At 69.4% G+C, this 19,917-nt stretch carries 21 protein-coding genes; 10 read left to right on the top strand and 11 right to left on the bottom strand.

Annotated features, from left to right (window positions below; all coding sequences use genetic code 11):
* Genes phoU through BMY61_RS15355 form a run of 5 tightly spaced genes read right to left on the bottom strand, consistent with a single transcriptional unit; the run spans position 1 to position 2,110 of the window.
* Complete coding sequence (phoU, locus tag BMY61_RS15370) at positions 1–660, bottom strand: phosphate signaling complex protein PhoU (RefSeq protein ID WP_042444859.1); 660 nt, start codon at positions 658–660, stop codon at positions 1–3.
* A gap of 50 nt (positions 661–710) precedes the next feature.
* On the bottom strand, positions 711–878 hold the full coding sequence (locus BMY61_RS46205; RefSeq protein ID WP_177240380.1) for a hypothetical protein: 168 nt from the start codon (positions 876–878) through the stop codon (positions 711–713).
* 16 nt (positions 879–894) lie between these two features.
* Entirely contained in the window at positions 895–1,251 is a 357-nt protein-coding gene (locus BMY61_RS15365; RefSeq protein WP_042444860.1) for a PRC-barrel domain-containing protein, read from the bottom strand.
* A gap of 40 nt (positions 1,252–1,291) precedes the next feature.
* Positions 1,292–1,717 (bottom strand): ATP-binding protein, encoded by a 426-nt coding sequence (locus BMY61_RS15360; RefSeq protein WP_236655927.1) that lies wholly within the window; start codon positions 1,715–1,717, stop codon positions 1,292–1,294.
* Between the two features lie 12 nt (positions 1,718–1,729).
* Entirely contained in the window at positions 1,730–2,110 is a 381-nt protein-coding gene (locus BMY61_RS15355; protein WP_052438540.1) for an STAS domain-containing protein, read from the bottom strand.
* Positions 2,111–2,401: 291 nt separating this feature from the next.
* Between BMY61_RS15355 and BMY61_RS15350 the strand changes: the two genes are divergently transcribed.
* Positions 2,402–5,884, top strand: a complete 3,483-nt coding sequence (locus BMY61_RS15350) for a HAMP domain-containing protein (RefSeq protein ID WP_042444862.1) — start codon at positions 2,402–2,404, stop codon at positions 5,882–5,884.
* A gap of 20 nt (positions 5,885–5,904) precedes the next feature.
* Here the strand turns inward: BMY61_RS15350 and BMY61_RS15345 are convergent, their stop codons facing one another.
* Positions 5,905–8,205: a SpoIIE family protein phosphatase gene (locus tag BMY61_RS15345; RefSeq protein ID WP_052438509.1), complete on the bottom strand. Its 2,301-nt coding sequence runs from the start codon at positions 8,203–8,205 to the stop codon at positions 5,905–5,907.
* 132 nt (positions 8,206–8,337) lie between these two features.
* Positions 8,338–8,946: a TIGR03086 family metal-binding protein gene (locus BMY61_RS15340; protein ID WP_042444863.1), complete on the bottom strand. Its 609-nt coding sequence runs from the start codon at positions 8,944–8,946 to the stop codon at positions 8,338–8,340.
* A 202-nt stretch (positions 8,947–9,148) separates the two neighbouring features.
* Here BMY61_RS15340 and BMY61_RS15335 point away from each other — a divergent pair, with 202 nt between their 5' ends.
* From BMY61_RS15335 to BMY61_RS15325, 3 genes are all read left to right on the top strand, one after another.
* Positions 9,149–9,379: a hypothetical protein gene (locus BMY61_RS15335; protein WP_143094354.1), complete on the top strand. Its 231-nt coding sequence runs from the start codon at positions 9,149–9,151 to the stop codon at positions 9,377–9,379.
* 138 nt (positions 9,380–9,517) lie between these two features.
* A complete protein-coding gene (locus tag BMY61_RS15330) occupies positions 9,518–9,898 on the top strand; it encodes a hypothetical protein (protein ID WP_042444865.1) in 381 nt (126 codons plus the stop codon).
* A 188-nt stretch (positions 9,899–10,086) separates the two neighbouring features.
* On the top strand, positions 10,087–10,917 hold the full coding sequence (locus BMY61_RS15325; RefSeq protein ID WP_042444866.1) for a SigB/SigF/SigG family RNA polymerase sigma factor: 831 nt from the start codon (positions 10,087–10,089) through the stop codon (positions 10,915–10,917).
* Between the two features lie 341 nt (positions 10,918–11,258).
* Here the strand turns inward: BMY61_RS15325 and BMY61_RS15320 are convergent, their stop codons facing one another.
* The gene (locus BMY61_RS15320) at positions 11,259–12,488 is read right to left on the bottom strand and encodes a PP2C family protein-serine/threonine phosphatase (RefSeq protein ID WP_042445092.1); all 1,230 of its coding nucleotides are present in this window, start codon (positions 12,486–12,488) and stop codon (positions 11,259–11,261) included.
* Between the two features lie 226 nt (positions 12,489–12,714).
* Between BMY61_RS15320 and BMY61_RS48795 the strand changes: the two genes are divergently transcribed.
* The 4 genes from BMY61_RS48795 (at position 12,715) to BMY61_RS15295 (ending at position 16,000) form a co-directional block, all read left to right on the top strand.
* Complete coding sequence (locus tag BMY61_RS48795) at positions 12,715–12,963, top strand: BBE domain-containing protein (protein WP_082014895.1); 249 nt, start codon at positions 12,715–12,717, stop codon at positions 12,961–12,963.
* A 359-nt stretch (positions 12,964–13,322) separates the two neighbouring features.
* Entirely contained in the window at positions 13,323–13,586 is a 264-nt protein-coding gene (locus BMY61_RS15305; RefSeq protein ID WP_042444869.1) for a hypothetical protein, read from the top strand.
* Between the two features lie 464 nt (positions 13,587–14,050).
* Complete coding sequence (locus tag BMY61_RS15300) at positions 14,051–14,791, top strand: chitinase (RefSeq protein WP_082014874.1); 741 nt, start codon at positions 14,051–14,053, stop codon at positions 14,789–14,791.
* 483 nt (positions 14,792–15,274) lie between these two features.
* Complete coding sequence (locus tag BMY61_RS15295) at positions 15,275–16,000, top strand: hypothetical protein (RefSeq protein ID WP_042444870.1); 726 nt, start codon at positions 15,275–15,277, stop codon at positions 15,998–16,000.
* Positions 16,001–16,166: 166 nt separating this feature from the next.
* On the opposite strand, the gene BMY61_RS48790 is transcribed toward BMY61_RS15295, so the two are convergent.
* Positions 16,167–16,673 carry a sigma-70 family RNA polymerase sigma factor gene (locus tag BMY61_RS48790; RefSeq protein WP_369405944.1) on the bottom strand — a complete coding sequence of 169 codons (507 nt, stop codon included), beginning with the start codon at positions 16,671–16,673 and terminating at the stop codon, positions 16,167–16,169.
* An 80-nt stretch (positions 16,674–16,753) separates the two neighbouring features.
* A complete protein-coding gene (locus tag BMY61_RS15285) occupies positions 16,754–17,278 on the bottom strand; it encodes a DUF6328 family protein (RefSeq protein WP_042444871.1) in 525 nt (174 codons plus the stop codon).
* Between the two features lie 397 nt (positions 17,279–17,675).
* Here BMY61_RS15285 and BMY61_RS15280 point away from each other — a divergent pair, with 397 nt between their 5' ends.
* Complete coding sequence (locus BMY61_RS15280; RefSeq protein ID WP_042444872.1) at positions 17,676–18,017, top strand: MarR family transcriptional regulator; 342 nt, start codon at positions 17,676–17,678, stop codon at positions 18,015–18,017.
* 276 nt (positions 18,018–18,293) lie between these two features.
* On the top strand, positions 18,294–19,238 hold the full coding sequence (locus tag BMY61_RS15275; protein WP_052438511.1) for a SigB/SigF/SigG family RNA polymerase sigma factor: 945 nt from the start codon (positions 18,294–18,296) through the stop codon (positions 19,236–19,238).
* A gap of 150 nt (positions 19,239–19,388) precedes the next feature.
* On the opposite strand, the gene BMY61_RS15270 is transcribed toward BMY61_RS15275, so the two are convergent.
* A complete protein-coding gene (locus BMY61_RS15270) occupies positions 19,389–19,724 on the bottom strand; it encodes an iron chaperone (RefSeq protein WP_042445099.1) in 336 nt (111 codons plus the stop codon).
* Between the last annotated feature and the right edge of the window lie 193 nt (positions 19,725–19,917).

Here is a 19,917-nt window from a genome sequence, read left to right as displayed (position 1 = left end):
CTACGGTGCTGAGATGCTGTCGGGGTAGCTGCCGGTGACGAGGTAGACGACGCGCTCGGCGACGGCGACGGCGTGGTCGGCGAAGCGTTCGTAGAAGCGGCCGGCCAGGGCGACGTCGACCGCGTCTTCGACGCTGTGCTGCCAGCGGTCGTCCATGAGTTGGCGGAACAAGGCGCGGTGCAGGTCGTCCATCGCGTCGTCGTCGCCCTGAAGTTCCAGCGCGGTCTCGAGCGTGCGGGTGACGATGACGTCGGCGGCCTTGGCCATCAGGCACTGGGCGACGTTTCCCATCTCTCGGACGGTCGCATGCAGCTCGTTCGGGACGGCGTGGTCGGGGAAGCGGTGCCTGGCCAGCTTGGCGACGTTCAGGGCCAGGTCGCCGGAGCGTTCCAGTTCGGCGCTGATACGCAGCGCGGTCACTGCGGTACGCAGCTCGGTGGCGACCGGCTGCTGCCGCGCCAGGACGGCGATCGCGCGTTCCTCCAGGTCGCGCTGCTTCCGGTCGAGCCGGTCATCGGCGGCGATCACACTCTCGGCGAGCCGAAGGTCCGCGTCCAGCAGGGCCGTGGTGGCGCGACTGATCGCCGAGGCCGCGAGCCGGGCCATCTGCGCCAGTCCCCCAGTGATCGACTCGAGCTCCCCGTGATACACCCCGCGCATCCCGCCCCTTCCTTTTCCTCCGATTCCTCCGGCCACTACTCCCGGTGTGTTCAGCGGGTGGGGCGGCGTGCCCCGTGCCGGAACCTGAGCGCGCCCAGGAGTAGCGCACCGAGGAAGATGATCACGCCGATGACCAGGAGGTAGAGCAGACCCTTGGCGACCGTGCCGATGATGCCGAGCGCGACGGCCACCAGAATGAGAAGCAGCACGAGGACCATGTCACGTCTCCCGTCGTCATCGGCGCGCCAGGCGGCGCTCGCCGCCGGCGCCGGCGGTGTAGGACAGTTCGTAGTGGGCGAAGACCGCGGGCTCCTCTTCGGCCGGCAGCACACCGTCGGTGTCGATCGCCGGCGCGTCCTTGACCAGGGATCTGGGGTAGGCGACCTTCACATAGCCCGGGCCGACCTGCGCGCCGTCCAGGGGGACGAAGACCAGGCGGTGCCTGGTGGGCAGGCCGACAACCACGGTCCCGAAGCACGGTTCATCCGTGGCGGTGTCCACGTACACGGACTCGAGCGTGCCGATCTTCTTGCCGTCGAGGTCCACCACGTCGTGCATGCGCCACTCGCGGACATCAGCCATCGCGATCATCGCTCGGACTCCCTCATGGATCGTTATAGGCGGTTGCAGGTCAGGCACGGTCGATCTCGAACCAGACGGCCTTGCCGTCTTCCCGAGGCTCGCAGCCCCAAGCACGGGAGAGCTGTTGCAGGACGCGCAGGCCGTGGCCGCCGGGGTGCGCCGGGACTGCGGTGCGCACCACCGGTGGCTGGTCGGTGCCGTCTTCGACTTCGACCCGCAGCCGCCCGCCCGTGCTTGAGACGACCAGCTGACGTGGGCCGCCGGCGTGTAGGCAGGCGTTGGTGACCAGTTCGGAGGTCATCAGCAGGACGTCTTCGACGACGGAGCGCTGCTCGTCACCAGGGCCGTCGAGCCAGCCGCGCTCGTCCAGGCATGCCCGGACGAAGTCACGGCAGCGGCCAACCACCCCGCGGCCCTCCGACACGACCATCCGGTCTACCCGGGGGCCGCCGGCCGGATACTTCGCTCTGGGCACCGGGACCTTCTTTCAGCCGCCGTCGACCTGGGCGTCCGCCAGGGACGCGTACTGCGGGAAGAGCGTGGCCGCCCCGGTGGTCTTGAACAGTCGGGCGACCGGGGCGGGCATACCTACCAGGGCGACCAGCGCGCCGCGTTCCTGGGCCCTAAGGCGCGCCTCCAGCAGGAGGTTGAGTCCGGTGGAGTCGCAAAAGCCGAGTTCCGAAAGGTCCAGGAGGAGCCGCCTGGACCCGGTTTCCTCGCAGCGTTGCAGGGCATCGCGCAGCGCCGGGGCGGTGTCGTGGTCGAGTTCGCCGGCCAGGCGCAGGACCGAGTCCTGCTCGGCCAGGGTCTCCGCGACCGTGAGGCGTTCGCCATCGGCTTCGCCGGACTGCCGGATCTCGGACGGCATGTCCACTCCCTCCGGTGCACGTCGGAAGATCTTCTCTGGCGCAATCATCTCCCGGCTTCGGTGGTCGGGCAGCCCGGCTTCCTGGGCGGTCCTGGCGTGTCCACCGACTGTGTCGTCGCTTCTGCCCACCGGCCGCGACACTATGCCGCGCGGGTGCGCCGGGTTCCCGCGGCCGCGGGCGGACCGCTGCTGCCCAGGCTGGAGCGTGGAACGATGAAAGACGAGCCAGGTTCTGACTCCCGGGCCGTCGAATTGAGGGCGGCAGGCCGACCAGTCGTGGAGAGGCCGCAGATGGACAGTCATCCGACACCGGGTGCCCCCGCTCCGGGGAAAGCCTCTGACCAGCGGGGCCGTGAAGGTCTGGCGCAGTTGCTGGCGGGCTTGACCGCGGTCCGCGACGGCGACTTCTCGGCGCGGCTGGCACCGGGCGTGGACGGCTCGGACGGGCTGCTGGGTGAGATAGCCGTGGTCTTCAACGACATGCTGGACCGGCTCACCCTGGTGACCTCGGAGGTCACCAGGGTGGCGCAGGAGGTCGGCGGTCAGGGGCGGCTGGGCGGCCAGGCTCAGGTGCCGGGGCTGCGCGGGGTGTGGCGGGAGCTTGCCGACTCGGTCAACGCGATGGCCCGCAACCTGACCGACCAGGTGCGCAACATTGCCCAGGTGACCACGGCCGTGGCCAAGGGCGACCTGACGCAGAAGATCGAGGTCGACGCCCTCGGGGAGATCCTGGCGTTGAAGAACACGGTCAACACCATGGTCGACCAGCTTTCCGCGTTCGCGGACGAGGTCACCCGCGTGGCCCGCGAGGTGGGCACCGAGGGCCGGCTGGGCGGTCAGGCCCGCGTGCCCGGCGTGGCCGGAACCTGGCGGGACCTGACCGACAACGTCAACTCCATGGCAGGCAACCTGACCAGCCAAGTCCGAGCCATCGCGCAGGTCGCGACCGCGGTGGCGACGGGCGACCTGACGCAGAAGATCGCGGTAGACGCGCGCGGCGAGATCCTGGAACTTAAGACCACCATCAACACCATGGTCGACCAGCTCTCCGGCTTCGCCGACGAGGTCACCCGCGTCGCCCGCGAAGTCGGCACCGAGGGCAAGCTCGGCGGCCAAGCCACCGTCCGCGGAGTGGACGGGACCTGGAAGGACCTCACCGACAACGTCAACGTCATGGCGTCCAACCTGACCGGCCAGGTCCGCTCGATTGCCCAGGTCGCCCAGTCGGTGGAGCGCGGGGACCTGTCCCGGAAGATCTCGGTCGAGGCGAGCGGCGAGGTGGCCGCCCTGGCCGAGGCGATCAACACCATGGTGGACATGCTCTCCGCGTTCGCCGACGAGGTCACCCGCGTCGCGGGCGAGGTCGGCACCGAAGGGGTGCTGGGCGGCCAGGCCCGGGTCCCGAACGTCGCCGGGACCTGGAAGGACCTGACCGACAACGTCAACTCGATGGCCACCAACCTGACCAACCAGGTCCGCAACATCGCCCAGGTCACCACGGCCGTCGCCAAGGGCGACCTGACCCGCAAGATCGACGTCGACGCCCGCGGCGAGATCCTGGAACTGAAGACCACCATCAACACCATGGTCGACACCCTCTCGTCGTTCGCGGCCGAGGTCACCCGCGTCGCCCGCGAGGTCGGCAGCGAGGGCAGACTCGGCGGCCAAGCCGAGGTCGAGGGCGTCCATGGCACCTGGAAGCGGCTCACCGAAAACGTCAACGAACTCGCCGAGAACCTCACCCGCCAGGTCCGTGCCATCGCCGAGGTCACCAGCGCCGTCGCCGAGGGCGACCTGACCCGCTCGATCACCGTCGAAGCGCCGGGCGAGGTCGGCGACCTCAAGGACAACATCAACGCCATGGTCGAGTCGCTGCGTGAGACCACCCGCACCAACCAGGAACAGGACTGGCTCAAGGGCAACCTGGCCCGAATCTCCGCCCTGATGCAGGGCCCCCGAAGCCTGGACGCCATGGCCGAACTGGTGCTGGACGAGCTCACCCCGCTGGTCGACGCGGTGTTCGGCGCCCTCTACCTGGTCGATGAGACCCCGGAGGGCACGCAGCTGGTCCGCGTCGGCGCCTACGGCGCCCCCGCCGGACAACCGGCCCGCTTCGCGATGGGCGAGTCCCTCGTCGGGCAGTGCGCACGCAGCCGCCGCGCACGGGTACTCGAGAACCTGCCGCCCGGCTACCTGACCGTCTCCTCCGGCGCGGGCAGCGCCACCCCTGCCTCGCTGGCGCTACTGCCCGTCGTAGTGGAGGACCAGCTCCTCGGCGTCGTCGAACTCGCCTCGTTGGCTGGCTTCTCCCAACTGCACCGGGACTTCCTGGGCATGGTCACCGAGGCGCTCGGCGTCAACGTCAGCTCTCTTCTGGCCAACACCCGCACCGACGAGCTGCTCACCCAGTCGCGCCGACTGACCGCCGAACTCCAGGAGCGGCAGCAGGAGCTGCAGCGGTCCAACGCGGAACTGCAGGACAAGGCAGCCCAGCTGGCCGACCGCAACCGCGACATCGAGGCCAAGAACCTGGAGATCGAGCAGGGACGGCAGGAACTGGAGGAGCGTGCGCATCAGCTGTCGACCGCGTCCATGTACAAGTCGGAGTTCCTGGCCAACATGAGCCACGAGCTGCGCACGCCGTTGAACAGCCTGCTCGTGCTCGCGCAATTGCTCGCGCAGAACCCCGGCGGCACTCTGACGGACACACAGGTCGGCTACGCCACCGTGATCCACTCCGCCGGCTCGGACCTGCTGGAGCTGATCAACGACATCCTCGACCTGTCCAAGGTCGAAGCCGGCAAACTCGACGTGAACCCCGCACCCTTCGCGCTGCGCCCACTGCTGGACGCGCTGGAGACCACCTTCCGGCCGCTGACCGCCGAGAAGGCACTGGAGTTCCGCGTCAGCACCGGCCCTGACCTCCCGGCTGAACTCATCAGCGACGAGCAGCGGCTGCGGCAGATCCTGCGCAACCTGCTCTCCAATGCGGTCAAGTTCACCGAGAGCGGCAGCGTCGAACTACGCGTCGAGATGGCCGCACCGGACGCACTGCCCGACGAACCGCCCGCGCCCGGCCTCCCGGTGCTGGCGTTCCGCGTCAAGGACACCGGCATCGGGATCGCCGAAGAGCACCTGGAGACCATCTTCGGGGCCTTTCTGCAGGCCGACGGCACCACCAGCCGCCGCTACGGCGGCACCGGCCTCGGCCTGTCGATCAGCCGCCAGATCGCCCGCCTGCTCGGCGGCGTCATCCAGGCACAGAGCTCCCCGGGCCAGGGCAGCACGTTCACCCTCCTCGTCCCCGTCCGCACGCCCGCCGGGCCGACCTCGTTCGGGCCCACCAGCGAAACCCGGGACCCGGCCCCGGCGGCCGCTGACGAGGCCCGGCTCGGTAACGGCCTTGAAGGCCGGGTGGCTCTCATCGTCGACGACGACCAGCGCAACGTGTTCGCGCTCACCGGCGTCCTCGAGCTGCACGGCGCGCGCGTCCTGAGCGCCTCCAACGGCCAAGAGGGCATCGACCTGCTCGAGGCCCGGGACGACATCGACGTCGTGCTGATGGACGTGATGATGCCCGAGCTGGACGGCTACGAGGCCACACGCCGGATCAGATCCACCCCTCGCTTCGCCCACCTGCCGATCATCGCGGTCACGGCCAAAGCGATGCCCGCGGACCGGGAGGCGATCCTCGCAGCCGGCGCCACCGACTACATCGTCAAGCCGCTCGACGCCGACGACCTCCTGCGCCGGATCCGCCGCCTGCTGGCCTGACCGATCAGGGGAGTTCGAGCTTAGGTACTGCTCTGCGGGCCCGATTGGACGCGGATCAGCACCAGGCTGGCGTCGTCGTCGGTGTCTCCCCGGGCTGCAGCCAGGAGCATGTCTGCACCCGTCTCCAGGTCGTCGGCGCGATTCAACCCCTCGAGGGCCCGGGCCAGCATGGCCAGGGCGTCGTCGAGCGAGGACCTGCGGCGCTCGATCAGCCCGTCCGTGCACAGCAGCAGCAGGTCGCCGCCGCGCAGGTTGACCAGCGACTCCTGGTACCGGGTGCCGGGCACCGCCCCGAGGAGCAAATTGGGTGCGGATTCCAGCAGCCGCGCCCGGCCGTCCCGCAGCAGCAGCGGGGGTAGGTGCCCGGCGCTGGTCCACTGCAGCGTTTGCTCCACTGGATCGAAGAAGGCGCAGACGGTGGTCGCCGTCGGGCGCCCGGTGGTGCGCAGAGCCGCCTCGTTCAGCGAACGCATCACGTCACCTGGCTCGCTGCCGGAGCAGCTGAGCCCCCGCAGGGCGTTCTTCAGTGCCACCATGCCGGTGGCCGCGTCGATGCCGTGCCCGGCGACGTCACCGACGGCGATCAGAACCCGGCCGTCAGGCAGCGCCAGCACGTCGTACCAGTCGCCGCCGACCCGGTACTCCTCGGCGGCGGGCCGGTATCGTGCCGCGACCCGCAAGCCGGGCAGTGCGTCCAGGCCGGGCTGCTCCGGCACGATCGCCTGCTGCAACTGCAACGCCAGCCTGTGCCGAAGATCCGCCTGGGCCTGCACCGAGCCGAGCCGGTCGAACGTCGCCGCGAGCGCCACCTCGGTCTGGTACTGGGCGGATGCGTCCTGGAAGAACCCGGTCAGGCCCGTGAGCGTGCCGTGGGTGAGCAGCGGGTCCGCAATGAGGCGGACATGGCGCACACCCCCGTCCGGTCGGGGGAACCGCAGCATCCCCGAGACGCCCTCCAGGCGGGAAGTCAAAGCGTCCAGCATCCGGATGAGGTCCGACTTGTCCTCGGGGACGACCAGGTCAGCCAGCCGCTCCAGCGGGAACGGCTCCGCGTCGGCGGGCAGACCAAGCAGCGGGGCGACCTGCTCGCTCCACTGCGTCACACCGCGGGCCCGGTCGTCCTCGAACGCGGCCAGTGAGCCCAGGCGGCCCGCGCGGTTGAGCACCGAGAAGCTGTGGTCGCGTCCCTCCGCGTGCCACAGCACCGCACACCGTTCGGCTGAGACCGGCAGTACACGCACGTTCAACAGCGGCACGGTGCCCGGCTGCTTTGCGACGGGAAGCCGGGGCGCCCGCTGCACCGCCTGGTGCCGGTACGCCTCAGCAACCAGTGCGGTGAGGTCGTCCGCGACCTGCGGCAGGACATGCGCGAGCGGCCTGCCCACAGGCCTTGGCACGCCGCTGCCCCTCCGTTGCGCGGCCGCGTTCATGTGCTCCACGAACAGCACCGGCGATCCGTCTGCGGCCTCCTCGCGTGCTTTGCGCAGCGTTATCGCCGGCTCGGCCAGCAGATCGAGCGTCGAGGCCAGCACCGGCAGCGTTCCGCCGGGATCGGTCAGGTGCCGGACACTCCCCAGCACCCGGGCAAGCACGTCCAGCACGCCGCTGACCTGCAGACGCAACTCCCGGTTCATCGCGCGCGGCTCGCGCCAGGCCACCAGAACCACGCCGCAGGAAATCCCCTCGTGCCGCAGGGGCAACACCGCGCGCGCCGCCTCCAGGGCCGGTCCCGGCAGCTCACCCGCGTCCCCGACGCCGTGCGGCAGCCAGATCGGCTCCGCCTCGGCCAGCGCCCGCTGGGGCAGGGCCTGCCACTGCGGCGGAATCTGCGACCACCGCGCGCGGTCCAGGGGCGTGAACCCGGCGGAAGCGGCCAAGCGCAGGCAGTCGCTCGCTGTGCGCCGCCATACGAGCAGACCCTGGACTCCGAGCGGCTGCAGTGCACGAAGTAGCGTGCGCGTGACATCGCCCAGATCCCGGCTCACCTCCGCCGCCGTCACAGCTTCCAGCCGGGCCCGCGAAGCAGCCAGTGACCCATCGGATGCCTCGGAGGCCTCGATGGGAACCCCGCACGCGCCGCTGACCAGGTCCGCCGCAAGATCGCGGACCGGGACCCCGGCCCGCGCAGCCAACCGGCGCAAGGACTCCGCCGCAACAGCGGGCTCCATCGACTGCTGCGCCACCAGAACACCGGTAGCAAGATCCAGCAGATGGCGATCCTCGCTCCGCGCCAGCTCGGCCGCCAGGTCCAGGTACGCAGCCGGAAGAGACCAGGCGTCCGGAACGGACCGGCCCGCATGCCCACCGCCGTCCTGTGCCATGACACCTCCTTGACGCCGGCGCGACCAGAATCACCTCTCCAGTCTGCCCGCCTTACGGGCTGCGATATGGCCCGCTCATTCCGACCGCGACCTGCCGTGCAGGGATTCCGCGCGGTCCGCCACTCACACAGGTCAGCGCTGGCCACTGTCCGCGGCGCTCCGGCCGGTGAGCGCGAGCAGGCGGGTCTGCGGGTCGGCGCCGTGCGGTGCGGACAGCGGCGGGTCGAACAGTCCAGTGGCTGGCAGTCGGTCGGCATAGCCCGACAGCTCGCGCAGGGCGAAGTCCACCAGCGGGTCAGGGAGCCGTTCCTCGGCGCCCAGACCACAGGCGAGGTCCCAGGCGTGAACCACAGTGTCCATGGCGATCTGGCTGCACAGGTGGGCGGCGGACGCGGAGCCGGCCCACAGCACGACCGTGCGATCGAGGGCGCCGGTGGTGTGCACGGCTTCCTCGGCGAGCGTCGCGGCGCGCTTCCAGGCGAGGACCGGGGCCGGCCCGAGCGCATCGGTACCCTCCCGATCGGCCAGGGCGACGGCCGGGGTCCCGGCCAGCAACGGCGGCACCCACAGCTGCTGGACGATGACGTGGTTGACCAGGGCCCGCACCGACCACTGTCTGCACGGTGTCCGGTGGCCCCACTGGTAGGGCTCGATCTGTCGGACCAGATGTCCGAAGTGGTCCAGCGCCGCGCTGTAGTGCTGCGGAAGCGTGTCGGCGTCGTCCTGTCTGTCGGTGACCATGACGTCTCCTAAGGTGCTGCGCCGGACCAGGGCCCGGGCCAGGAGAATGCCCCGTGCTGACGGCTTGACACCCGGCGATCACCACACCTCGGCAGACCCGCGCGTACTCACAAGGTGTGCGGGGCGTGTGCAGGGGTAGCCGTCGTGCGACAGCGCGAAACCCCTCGCGCAGTGCACCGGGGAAGTGATCACGGTGAAGCAGATGACGATCGAACTAGTCTGCCTGACGGACGGCGAAGTGCTGGTGCCTGCGCTCACCCTCACGTCCTTGCTCCGCGAAGTCAGCGATGAGATGTCTGGCTGGACCGCCGGAGAGGGCGATCCACGCACCGTGAGCGCGGTCAAGGACATGTTGGACAGCCTGGCCGACCGCATAGACGTGGACTGCATCGCCGTGTCCACGGAGGCCGCCGCGCATGTCGAAGGCCCGTGAGCACCAGCGGTAGGGGCTCCCCGCGTCCGTCACCGGAGCAGGCACCGCTGGTCAGCGCGCCCGTGCCCCTCCAGATTCGTCGCGCGCCCGAATCGCGCGCCCTTCTGAAACCCGGACCGACACGGAAGGGGACCCAAGATGGCGACCGCACCGGACCGCACCGACCTTTGGCACTTCGAACTCGAGGGACACGCCGGGCTGGGGAGCCTTACCGGGTACACCGTGCGGGCCGTGGACGGGCGACTGGGCCGTGTCCTGCGCACGGTCGACGACGTCTCCACCGGACTGCTCGTGGTCAACACCGGGCCCTGGTTCTTCGGCAGGCTCCCGGCCGTACCCGCGGGTCTGATCGCCGGCGTCGACGACGCGTGCAACACCGTCCAGCTGCACTGCGGCAAGCAGCGACTCAGGCGCGCCCCCGAGTACAGCGCCGACTCAGCGGAGGCCTTCGCCGGCTACCGGGAGAAGACCGGCAGGTACTTCGACGACGCCCCCGGCTCCGACCGGCACCCCGGGTGATCTCGAGGACCGTCCAGGCAGCGGATCGTCTGCCGGCTTGATCCGCGCGGAAGAGGACGGCTGCAGGCCATGGAAGAAATCCGATTGGGGGATGCGCTGCGGGGTAACCGCCCGCAGAACGCCCCCAGAGAGGGACGGCCCTCACCACATCCAGTCGTGCGGGTGCACTCCACCCAAGGACCCGTTCCATGTCCCATTCACAAACCCTCGCACCCGACAGGGCACCTGCGCGGCTGCCCGCGCCGCACGCCGTCGACACCGACGAAGCACGCGAGCTGTCCAGGCAGCTTTTCACACGCCTTCGCGAACTGACTGAAGGCACCGCGGACTACTCCTACGTGCGCAACACCCTGGTCGAGCTGAACCTCGCCCTGGTGCGCTACGCCGTGGCCCAGTTCCGGCACCGCAACGAACCGACCGAGGACCTCCTCCAGGTCGGGATCGTCGGCCTGATCAAAGCGATCAACCGGTTCGATCCGGATCGCAATCTGGAGTTCTCCACCTTCGCGCTGCCGACCGTCACCGGGGAACTCAGACGCTTCTTCCGCGACACCAGCTGGTCGGTCCGCGTGCCCCGTCGACTCCAGGAGCTCCGCCTGCGGATGGCGAAGGCCACGGACGAACTCTCCCAGAAGCTCGAGCGCGAACCCACCGACGCGGAAGTGGCCGTCGCCCTGAACGTAACCGAGCAGGAGATCGCCGAGGGCCGCACCGCGAGCAACGCGTACACCGCCGGGACCCTGGAAGCACCCGACGACGGCACCGATTCCGAGGGCCCGCAGAGCCGCCGGTTCGGCTACACCGACGCCGCCCTGGAAGGCGTCGAGAACCTGGAGTCCCTCAAGCCGCTGATCGCCCAGCTCCCTGAACGCGAGCGCACCATCCTCGCCCTGCGCTTCACCGGCGAGCTCACCCAGGCCGAGATCGGCGCACGCCTGGGCATCTCCCAGATGCACGTCTCCCGGCTCCTGTCGCGCGTGCTGGCACAGCTGCGCGACGCACTCCTGGCGGATCAGTGACCGCCCTGTCGACGGTCGCGCAATTCATTACGCGACCGTCGACACGCCCGTCCCGGCATGAGATCTGAGCCATCGTCACTCACCCGTGAGAACGGCAAGGCCCGCCGCGCCTTGCGCTGAGGGGGATCTGAGCACCACACGTGGCCTTGTCGGACTGGCCGCGGTTCAGACTCCGCTGGCGGCTCGGGACGACCTTGGCCGCACCGCTCAGCGCCGTGCCAGCCTCCTTTCCGGCACATCGGCGTGAACGGACGGAACAGCCCAGCCGTCGTAGCGCCAAGGTGCACGACCCGCACCACCTCTGTGGTTCCGTCGCCGGACGTCGTCTGTGCAGCCTGCCGTCAGGGCAGTCCAGTCAGGTCGGCTGCTTGAGTGGAGGGCTGCGGGTCGGTGCCGAGCCATTCGCAGAACAGGATGGTCGCGTCGTCCTGCAGTTCTCCGGAGTGATAGTCCAAGACCGCGTGCACGATGCGGCGCAGCGTCTCGGGCACAGGAAGACCGTCCGCGTGATAGCGCAGGAGGAGTTCGACGAACCGCGCGAGGCCGAATTCGGGGCCGCCCGCGCGCCGGGCCTCGGTGATGCCGTCGGTGTACATCACGATCCGGTCGCCTGGCTCGAGCTGCTCACGGCACAGCGTGACGGGCAGGCCGAGGTCGGTGCCCATGGGGTGGGCGGGCTCGCACCGCAGACTGGCGGTCCAGCGCCCGGAGCGGATGATCAACGGGAGGTGGTGCCCGCGATTGACGAAGGTGAGCTGGCCGCTGGTCGTGTCCAGGTCGGCGAGGATGCCCGTGGCGTAGCGGCTGCGGTGGAACTGTTCGAGCAGGTCCGCCTCGATCCGCTCGCTCGTCTCCACCAGGGTGCAGCCCTGGCGTCGAGAGCTGCGGCAGGTGGCCATGGCCAGGTTCGCGGTCAGCCCAGCGGCCGTGTCATGGCCCATGGCGTCGAAGATCGACAGGTGGACGTGGGTTCCGGCCGTGGCGTAGTCGTAGGCGTCGCCACTGACCTGGTAGGCGGGCTCCAGTGCTGCGGCGATGACCACGCGGCCGTCGGCGTAGGTGCGCGGCGGCATGAGATGCCACTGCATCTCGGCGCCCACCGACATCGGGGCGGTGCGAGTCAGACGAGCGTAGGAGTCGCTGCGGTCGCGCTTGCTCGCGACGACCAAGGCGGTCAGCGCCGCCAGGGCCTCGATGTCCTCGCGGACCGCGTCGTCCGTGCGCGCGGTGGTGAGCCGCAGGACGCCGAGTCGCTCGGTGCCGTTCAGCATGGGGACCCACCACCGGCGCCGGCCGTCGGGCTGTTCCGGGCCGGCGGCGAGGATCTCCCCGACCTGGTAGGCACGGCCTGCGAGGGTTCCGTCGATTCGCAACTCCGCCGGGTTGTTTCCGGGGTCCTGGCCAGCATCCTGGCCCCTGCCGGTCAGCAGCCGCAAGTGTCGAAGTTCCAGGTCCGCCAGGTAGACCAGCACGTGCGTGAATCCGCCCAGGGCGGCGCATCCGTCCGCCAAGGTATCGGGGAGAGTCTCCAGCGGCATCAAGTGGCTGGCCGCGAGCAGGCCCGCCAGCATCTGCCGGGCCGGGCCGTCCCACTGGTTCGTCTCGGCCACGGTCATCTCGATCACCGCCACTGGTGAGGGCGCACGTCCGCCCTTCAGTCTTCCGGCCGACGCGCTGTCGTGCACCCGGGATCGCATTCGGGCCGAAGGCCCGGTTTCACCCTGGCGACGACATCCGCAATGACGAGACCGCTTACCCCCACCGCGACGCCACCTTCGTCATCGACATCGGCACCCACTGGGAGCCAGGCACCCCCACCGACCAGGTCGACGCCCTCCTCGCGCAGACCCGCGCCATGCACCACACACCCTCAGCCGCCACCTGGCCACCACGGCCGCCTACGTCAACTTCCCCGACCCCGACCTCGGCGACTGGCAGCACGCCTACTACGGCGCGAACTACCAGCGCCTCGCCCGGGTCAAGCATCGCTACAAGCCCACCGGCCTGTTCTACTACGGCCAGAGCGTCACCGCGGCCGGCGCATAGCGGGACTGAACGGCCCGCGCAGCCACACGCGAGTGCCGTGAACGCCCGGCCTTCACCGCCGACCGGCTAGGAGGCCGTGGACGCACTTCACGTCTGCGCGGCGTGGGCCGCGCGCAGTATTTGAAGGCGTACGCGCACGCCCTGTACTTCGCTGCCGCGACGGGAGCGGTGCTGGGCCAACTGGCGGCCGTGCTCGCCCATGTCCCCACGGCGGAGCGGACCTTCTGCGACTGCCCTCCAGCGCACCGCTATAGCAGGCCTGGGGTTGTCGTTCGCTTCAACTTCGATGCGGCACGCGGTGGCAGGGGCGTCTCTCGCAGGCTGAAGGCTCATGAAGCCGCGCTGCAGGGAGGCCTGTGATGATCGTCAAGAAGCTGCACGAGGTCGGACTGAGGTCGGAGCACGCCTACATTGCAGCGTTCGCCTCGATCGGGTTGTCATTCGCGTCCTGGACCGTCGCCATGAGGTTGGAGGCCGCCGGTGTAGAGCGCGCGGACCGCTGGGGGATCTTCGTCGGCGAGTGGGCGCCGACGTTCTTCGGCTTGGGCCTGGCCCTGCAGCGATACGAGGAACACAACCCCGTCTACAACAACGATCCCCGTGTGGAGCCGGCGGCCATGTGAACGCGTGTCGGATTGGGAACGCAAGAGATTGTCCCCTGTCAGGGCGAGCGTCCGTCGCGCCGCCGTCGACTCACTCCACGGGGATGGAATCCACCCGTGAATCGGGCACGGCTGAGAAGTGCCGCTGGAAGTGGAGCGCCACGCGCAGGAATCTCTCCAGACGGGCGACGGTCGCCACATCCGGCCAGCTCCGACCGCCGAGAGGGTCTGCCACGGCTCGCAGTTGACATGTGTCCGTGAAGGCGGGAAGCCTGTCGACGACGCCATGTCCGAGGAACGCCCGTCGAGGCGAGCCCGCATACGTTCACTCGCCTGCACGCGGCAGGACGCTCGAATCGCCCGACCGGCTGCTCGACGGAACGCGCGCTCTTTCATCCAGATGGGGGCGGCGTCAGAGTCCGCCAGGGCGCCCCGCTCGGCAATAGTGATCACCATCAGTGATCAACTTTGCCGGAGGGCTCCAGATGAGCGCACCACGGTTCCTGTTTCGCATCCGATCCCGCGTCCTGGCCGCGCTCGCCGCTGTGGCGGTCGGGGCGGGGATGGCCGTGGCTCTTCCCGCCGGACACGCCGTCGCCGCTTCAGGCTTTGTGGTCAGCGAGGCCCAGTACAACCAGATGTTCCCGAGCAGGAGCTCCTTCTACTCCTACCGGGGCCTGGTAGCAGCGCTGAACGCCTACCCCGCCTTCGCCACAACCGGCGACGACGCGACACGCAAGCGCGAGGCTGCCGCGTTCCTGGCCAACGCCAGCCACGAGACAGGCGGTCTCCACTACGTCGTCGAGCAGAACACGGCCAACTACTCCCACTACTGCGACACCAGCCAGCCCTACGGCTGCCCTGCCGGAGTGAGCGCCTACTACGGGCGCGGCCCGCTGCAGATCGCCTGGAACTACAACTACAAGGCCGCCGGCGACGCCCTCGGGATCGACCTGTTGCACAACCCCTACGCGGCGGAGCGGGACCCAGCGGTGTCCTGGAAAACCGCCCTGTGGATCTGGAACGGACAGAAGGGCGCCGGGACGATGACCGCCCACGACGCGATGGCCCAGGGCAAGGGCTTCGGCGAGACGATCCGCGCGCTCAACGGCGACCTGGAATGCGACGGGAAGAACCCGGGCGAGCGCGACGACCGGATCAACCTCTACAAGCAGTTCGTCGAGGTGCTCGGCACGGACATCGGCCCCGGCAACGTCTCCTGCTGACCTGGAGCCTGACCCGGAACGGCAGGCGATGCCTCGACGCCAAGCCCGTGGCGACGAGGCATCGCCGACTTCGCATGATTCATGAACGGCGGCTGGCGGTAGGCACGTTCCGGAAAATCGGGGGTTAGCCACGGCCGAGGCCATGAGGAACTTGCGGGCTGTGTTGCACCCTTCAGAGCATCGATGTTGGGCAGCGCATCTGTGAACCCTCCCAGGACGAGGGAAGTTCTGCGTCCCGGGCGGGAGCGAGATCCGGGACGGACACATGCGGCGCCGGTAGGCCGAGACGGCCTGTCGGGCCGCGGTCGCTTCGCTACAAGAAGAGGCAGGCCGTGACGGGCGCGGTGGCGCGTGTGAGCCGAACGGCCGTCATCCAATATGTTCATAGCAGGCTGAGCATGGCCACGTGCGAGCGGAGTCGGGGACTCATTGGGAGATGGGGGCATCCGCCCCCGCTGCTCCCCGTGATTGGAACCTGATCAGATGCGCTCGCGCCTCACTCGATCCGTCGTCACCGCTTCCCTGTCCGTGGTCGCCCTGCTGGGCAGTGTCTCTTCCGCGGGCGCGGCCGGCGGCGGCTTCGGTCCTCCGCCGTCCGGTTCGAAGGCCGTCCAGCCGCTGGCGCACCCGTGCATGACCGGGTTGCCGCAAGACTTGTGTCAGAACATCGGCACCACCGAGGGCTGGTACGAGGGGCACACCGTCCGGTTCCTGTACACCCAGAACTTCTACTGCGACCCGTCGGTGTCCGCCGGGTCCTCGAACGGTTGTGAGGTCGGGGCGAAGTACAAGCACGTGCCGCCCGGCACCACCTCCGACGCGTTCACCGACCCGCTCTACATCCCCGTCCCGCTGTTTGCGCCTGCGCCGGGCCATCTGCAGTGCCCGGCCGGGCCCTGCGTGGACCACCCGATGACGATCGACCTCACCCGCATTGCCGGTGCCCTGGGGGTCCCGGCGAGCAAGCTGAAGAATGTGCCGCTGCCCGGCCACGACCACCTGATCGCCGACCGCAACTTCAACCGGCCCGAATGGTGGCCGGTCTACGTCATTGGTGTGACCAACCCCTGTTCCTTCCAGAAGATCGAGCAGGCCAAGAGCTTCGCCGAGGCCCAGAAGCTGGCGAAGGACCCGAAGAACGGCGTCACCGCCCCGATCCCGACCAACGTCTTCCTGTGGTTCCAGACCCTCCAGGGCACCCTGGACTGAAACCCGCAGTACCGGGCTGGTCGACCCGGGGTCCACGCAAGGGTGCTGGATCGGTTGCGAGGTGAGGGCAGTTCGCCCCTCCCTCGCGCCACGCCTCGGATCGACCAGGCCAGAACGACCAGTCCGGGGCTTCCGGTTGTACGTGTGCGCCCTCACCTGGCCTGGGTCACGCCTCAAGTTCTCGACGGAGCCGGATCAACGCTCCGCGGATCCGGCTCTTGGCGGTCCCGACGGGAATGCCCAAGCGCAGGGCGACCTGGACGTGCGTGCAGTCCTCGCAGAAGGCAAGCCTGATCGCCTCACGTTGAAGCGGCGTCAGGCTCGCCAGGAGGCGACGCAGGTGCTCGCACTCCAACGCCTGTTTTACACGGTCGGCGACGCTGTCGTGCACCGGCGGCGGCGTCAGGGCTGCGGCGCGCTGTTCGACACGGTGCTGCGCACGCTGGTGACGGACCAGGTCGATTGCCCGTCTGCGGGCAACGCACGCGGCCCAGGGCCGGGATCTGTTTCGCCCTCGCCCTGATGGGCCTGGGCGGACGCCTGTCGAGTCGGCGCCGCGCCCTGCTGCGGAGCTCGCACGGTGCGCACGCGGCCGCGCCGCGTGCCACAACCGCTCGGGCAGTAGCCGTCGACGAGGAGACCGCGACCCCGGCCGGGACGGCTGCCGGTGCACCGCTGCGTACGCACCGTCCGCATCGTCATCTTTTCGGACACTGATGCTGATCCCGCTGGATGGCGCGAGCCCGCCGTCGGTTACCGGCTGGCTCCGCCAGGCGGAGCTTCGTCGTCACGGCTGGGTGCGTCGCGTCGGCGCAGGAGCAGCGGGAGGGCGAGCCAGCACAGCGCGAACCAGACCAACACTGCGGCGACGATCGGCCAGGCGGCCCAGCCCAGCCCGGCGACGCGGAGCAGCAGGAGCAGCGCAGCCCCGATCGCGGCCGCCAGCAGGCACACCCCGACCGCCACCAGCTGGCTCACCGCTCCGACCATCTGTGATTTGACGTGGTGCCCGGCAAGGAGCCGGTGGTAGGTGACCGGCGCGATCAAAGTGCCGGTCGCGAGTGCGCCGAGGATGACCACGACGACGTACAGGCCGCGGTCAAAGCCGTGCAGGCGCGCGAACCGGTCTGTGAAGGCCACCGAGAGCAGGAAGCCGAACATGATCTGCGATCCGGTCTGGGCGATCCGCACCTCCTGGGTCAGATCCGACCACCGTCGGTCCGCCGATTGCGCCGGGGTCTCATGGCGCTCCCGCGCGCCCACCTCCTCGTCACTCACGGCACAGCCTCCTGATCCACCTGCCCCTGCGGGCTATGGGTGGCTTCTAACCCGATAGCCCGAAGCCACGCCACGTGTACTGCACCTGGTGCGGGGCATGCGGGGTCAGCCCTTGGGTGCGCCGGCGGCAACAGCGAGGACAATCGGAGGCGCGCACAGGACCCACAACATGGGGTGAACTGGACGGCTTGGTGGTGGTCTTGGGCCTGCCACATTGGCATGTCTGTGCGGATAAGGCGGAGGGGCCGGCATCCGGGCGGCCGTCGGGCGTCGAACAATGACGTCGCGGTCCGATCCATGGGAGGGACGATGCGACCCCGGGACGTCCTCGCCTCCTCATGACACGAAATGGATGTCGCGTTTGCAATGCCGTGATAATCGGGTCAATGTGGGAGGTATGGACCAGGAGACCACCCCGCCTCGGGCGACCCGGTGGACGTTCCTGACGAGCCATGCACGGGTCCTTGCCCAGATTGCCCGCGACCCCGGCATCCGGGTGCGCGACATCGCTTCGCGCTGCCTGCTGACCGAGCGGGCGGTGCAGCGCATCATCGCCGACCTGGAAACGGCCGGCTACCTCAGCCACGCCCGCGACGGACGTGCGAACCGGTACTGCGTCCAGCACGGCACCAAGCTGCGGCACCCCGCCGACGCCGGCCCCACGGTCGACGAGCTCTTGGCCGTCTTGACCGCACAAACCCAGCGGCCCGACGACGTTTTGGCGCCGCACGACCCATGAGGCCAGCCCCCGGCTGTCACGAGCGGGAAGCCCATGGCGGCGGCCGACTTTCCCGGCCCATCCAAGCGGAGCTGCATCCAGGAGGGAAGTGACCGTGTCAACGGCATCCGCCCATCCGACACGCAACGGCTCCGATCCCTCGCTCAAGACCCCGCGCGCTCTCGCCCAGGACGAAGTTCCCGACGCAGCGGCTGGAGCGGCCCCGATCTCCTGCGACCCGGTGACGCTGGAAGTGATGGAGATCCGGGCGCTGACCGACGTGCTGCTACTGCAGCTTTGCGAGCTGGGGAGGGCAGCGCCACCTACTCCCACGTCCGCAACACCCTGGTCGAACCCAACATGAGCCTGGTCAGCACCGCGGCCCAGCGTTTCGCGCACCGGCGCGAACCGGTCAAGGACGTCCTCCAGGTCGGTGTCATGGGGCTGATCAAAGCCATCAACGGCTTCGATCCGCGGCGAGGGGTCGAATTCGTCAGCTACGCGCTGCCCACCATCACCGGCGAGATGAAGCGCCTTTTCCGCGACACCAGCTGGGCGGTCCACGTACCCCGACGCCCACAGGAGCTGCGCTTGCAACTCGTCAAGACTGGCGAGGCCCTGGAGCACGAACTGGGCCGGGAACCCACCCGGCACGAACTCGCCTCCCGCCTCGGCACCACCGAGCAAGACGTCGCCGAGGGCCTCCTCGCCGGCGACGCGTACACCGCCGCCACCCCGGATACCGGCCTGGCCGGGGACGATGGGGAAGGTGGCAGCGCCCTCCACCGGCGCCTCGGCGCCCCTGACCGGGACCTGGAGAACATCGTCGACCTCACCGCGCTGCGGCAGATCCTCCCCACGCTGCCCGAGGCCGACCAGCGCATCCTCGCTCTGCGCTTCGCCGACGACCTCACTCGAAGCGAAATCGGGGGCCGCATCGGCTGCTCCCAGATGCAGGTCTCCCGGCAGCTCGCCCGCATCCTGGCCGAGCTGCGCACCAAACTCGACGACCGCTCGCCTCACACCGTCGTCGTCCCCTCCAGACAGGCACGCGGATACCCCGGCAGAGCCTGGGCCAGTCGGGAGGCCGTGCGGTCGAGCTGGGCGAGGGACTGGACTGCGGACACCTCAGGCGGCCGAGCCTGCCGCGCGACCGCGAACACGTGGTTCACGACCCGGGAAGCACCAGAGCCGGCCTCCACTGCGGCGATGTCCGGGCACCAAGCGCAGCAGCCCGGATGATCGCCCCCGGCCCGGCGATGCCGGGGAACTTTCCCGTAGACCTGCCGCGCCCTGCGTGAGCACAGGCCCCACCGGCCGTGGCCTCCGGCCGGTCCTGGCGAACGTGTCGACGCCGGTGAGCTCGCATCCGCACATGTGGACGGGTTTGGCTCAGGCCTTCAGCGTGGCGCGGATGAGTTCGCGCAGCTCGGCGTCGGTGACGCCCACGTCCTTCGAACGCAGGCGAATGGTTGCTTTCCCGGTGACGAGTTCGGGATGCCGACTGGTGAAGCCGCCATCGCGATCCTTGCCCCACCCGTAAAGCGAGATGCCGTGCTGCCAGGCCCCGACATGCAGCTTGCGCTTTCCGACCCGGTAGGTCGGCATCCCGTAGGACAGTACCGGGCTCGCCCCCGGGAAGCTCTCCAGAATCAGCCCGCTCACCCGGTCAAACAGGAACCGATGTTCAGGCGGGATCGCGTCGATGTACTCCTGCACAGCGTCCATACCCACCATTCTGGCCGTCTCCCACACGCGACACCCTCCCGTGCGCCGCGGGCCTCGGAATCCGCTGTTGGCGAGGGCCGCGCCTCCTGTCCCCGGCGGCCGGCCGATGGGGTGAACACCTGGCCTTCAGTGGGGACCGTCAGATACACCGTGGCCTGTCTGGGCTCCGTCACCGGCCCGCTGCACACCCCTT

It is taken from the genome of Streptacidiphilus jiangxiensis (assembly GCF_900109465.1).
GTDB lineage: Bacteria > Actinomycetota > Actinomycetes > Streptomycetales > Streptomycetaceae > Streptacidiphilus > Streptacidiphilus jiangxiensis.
The sequence above is the reverse complement of the archived record's forward strand: the minus strand, read 5'-3'. Positions and strand labels throughout refer to the sequence as shown.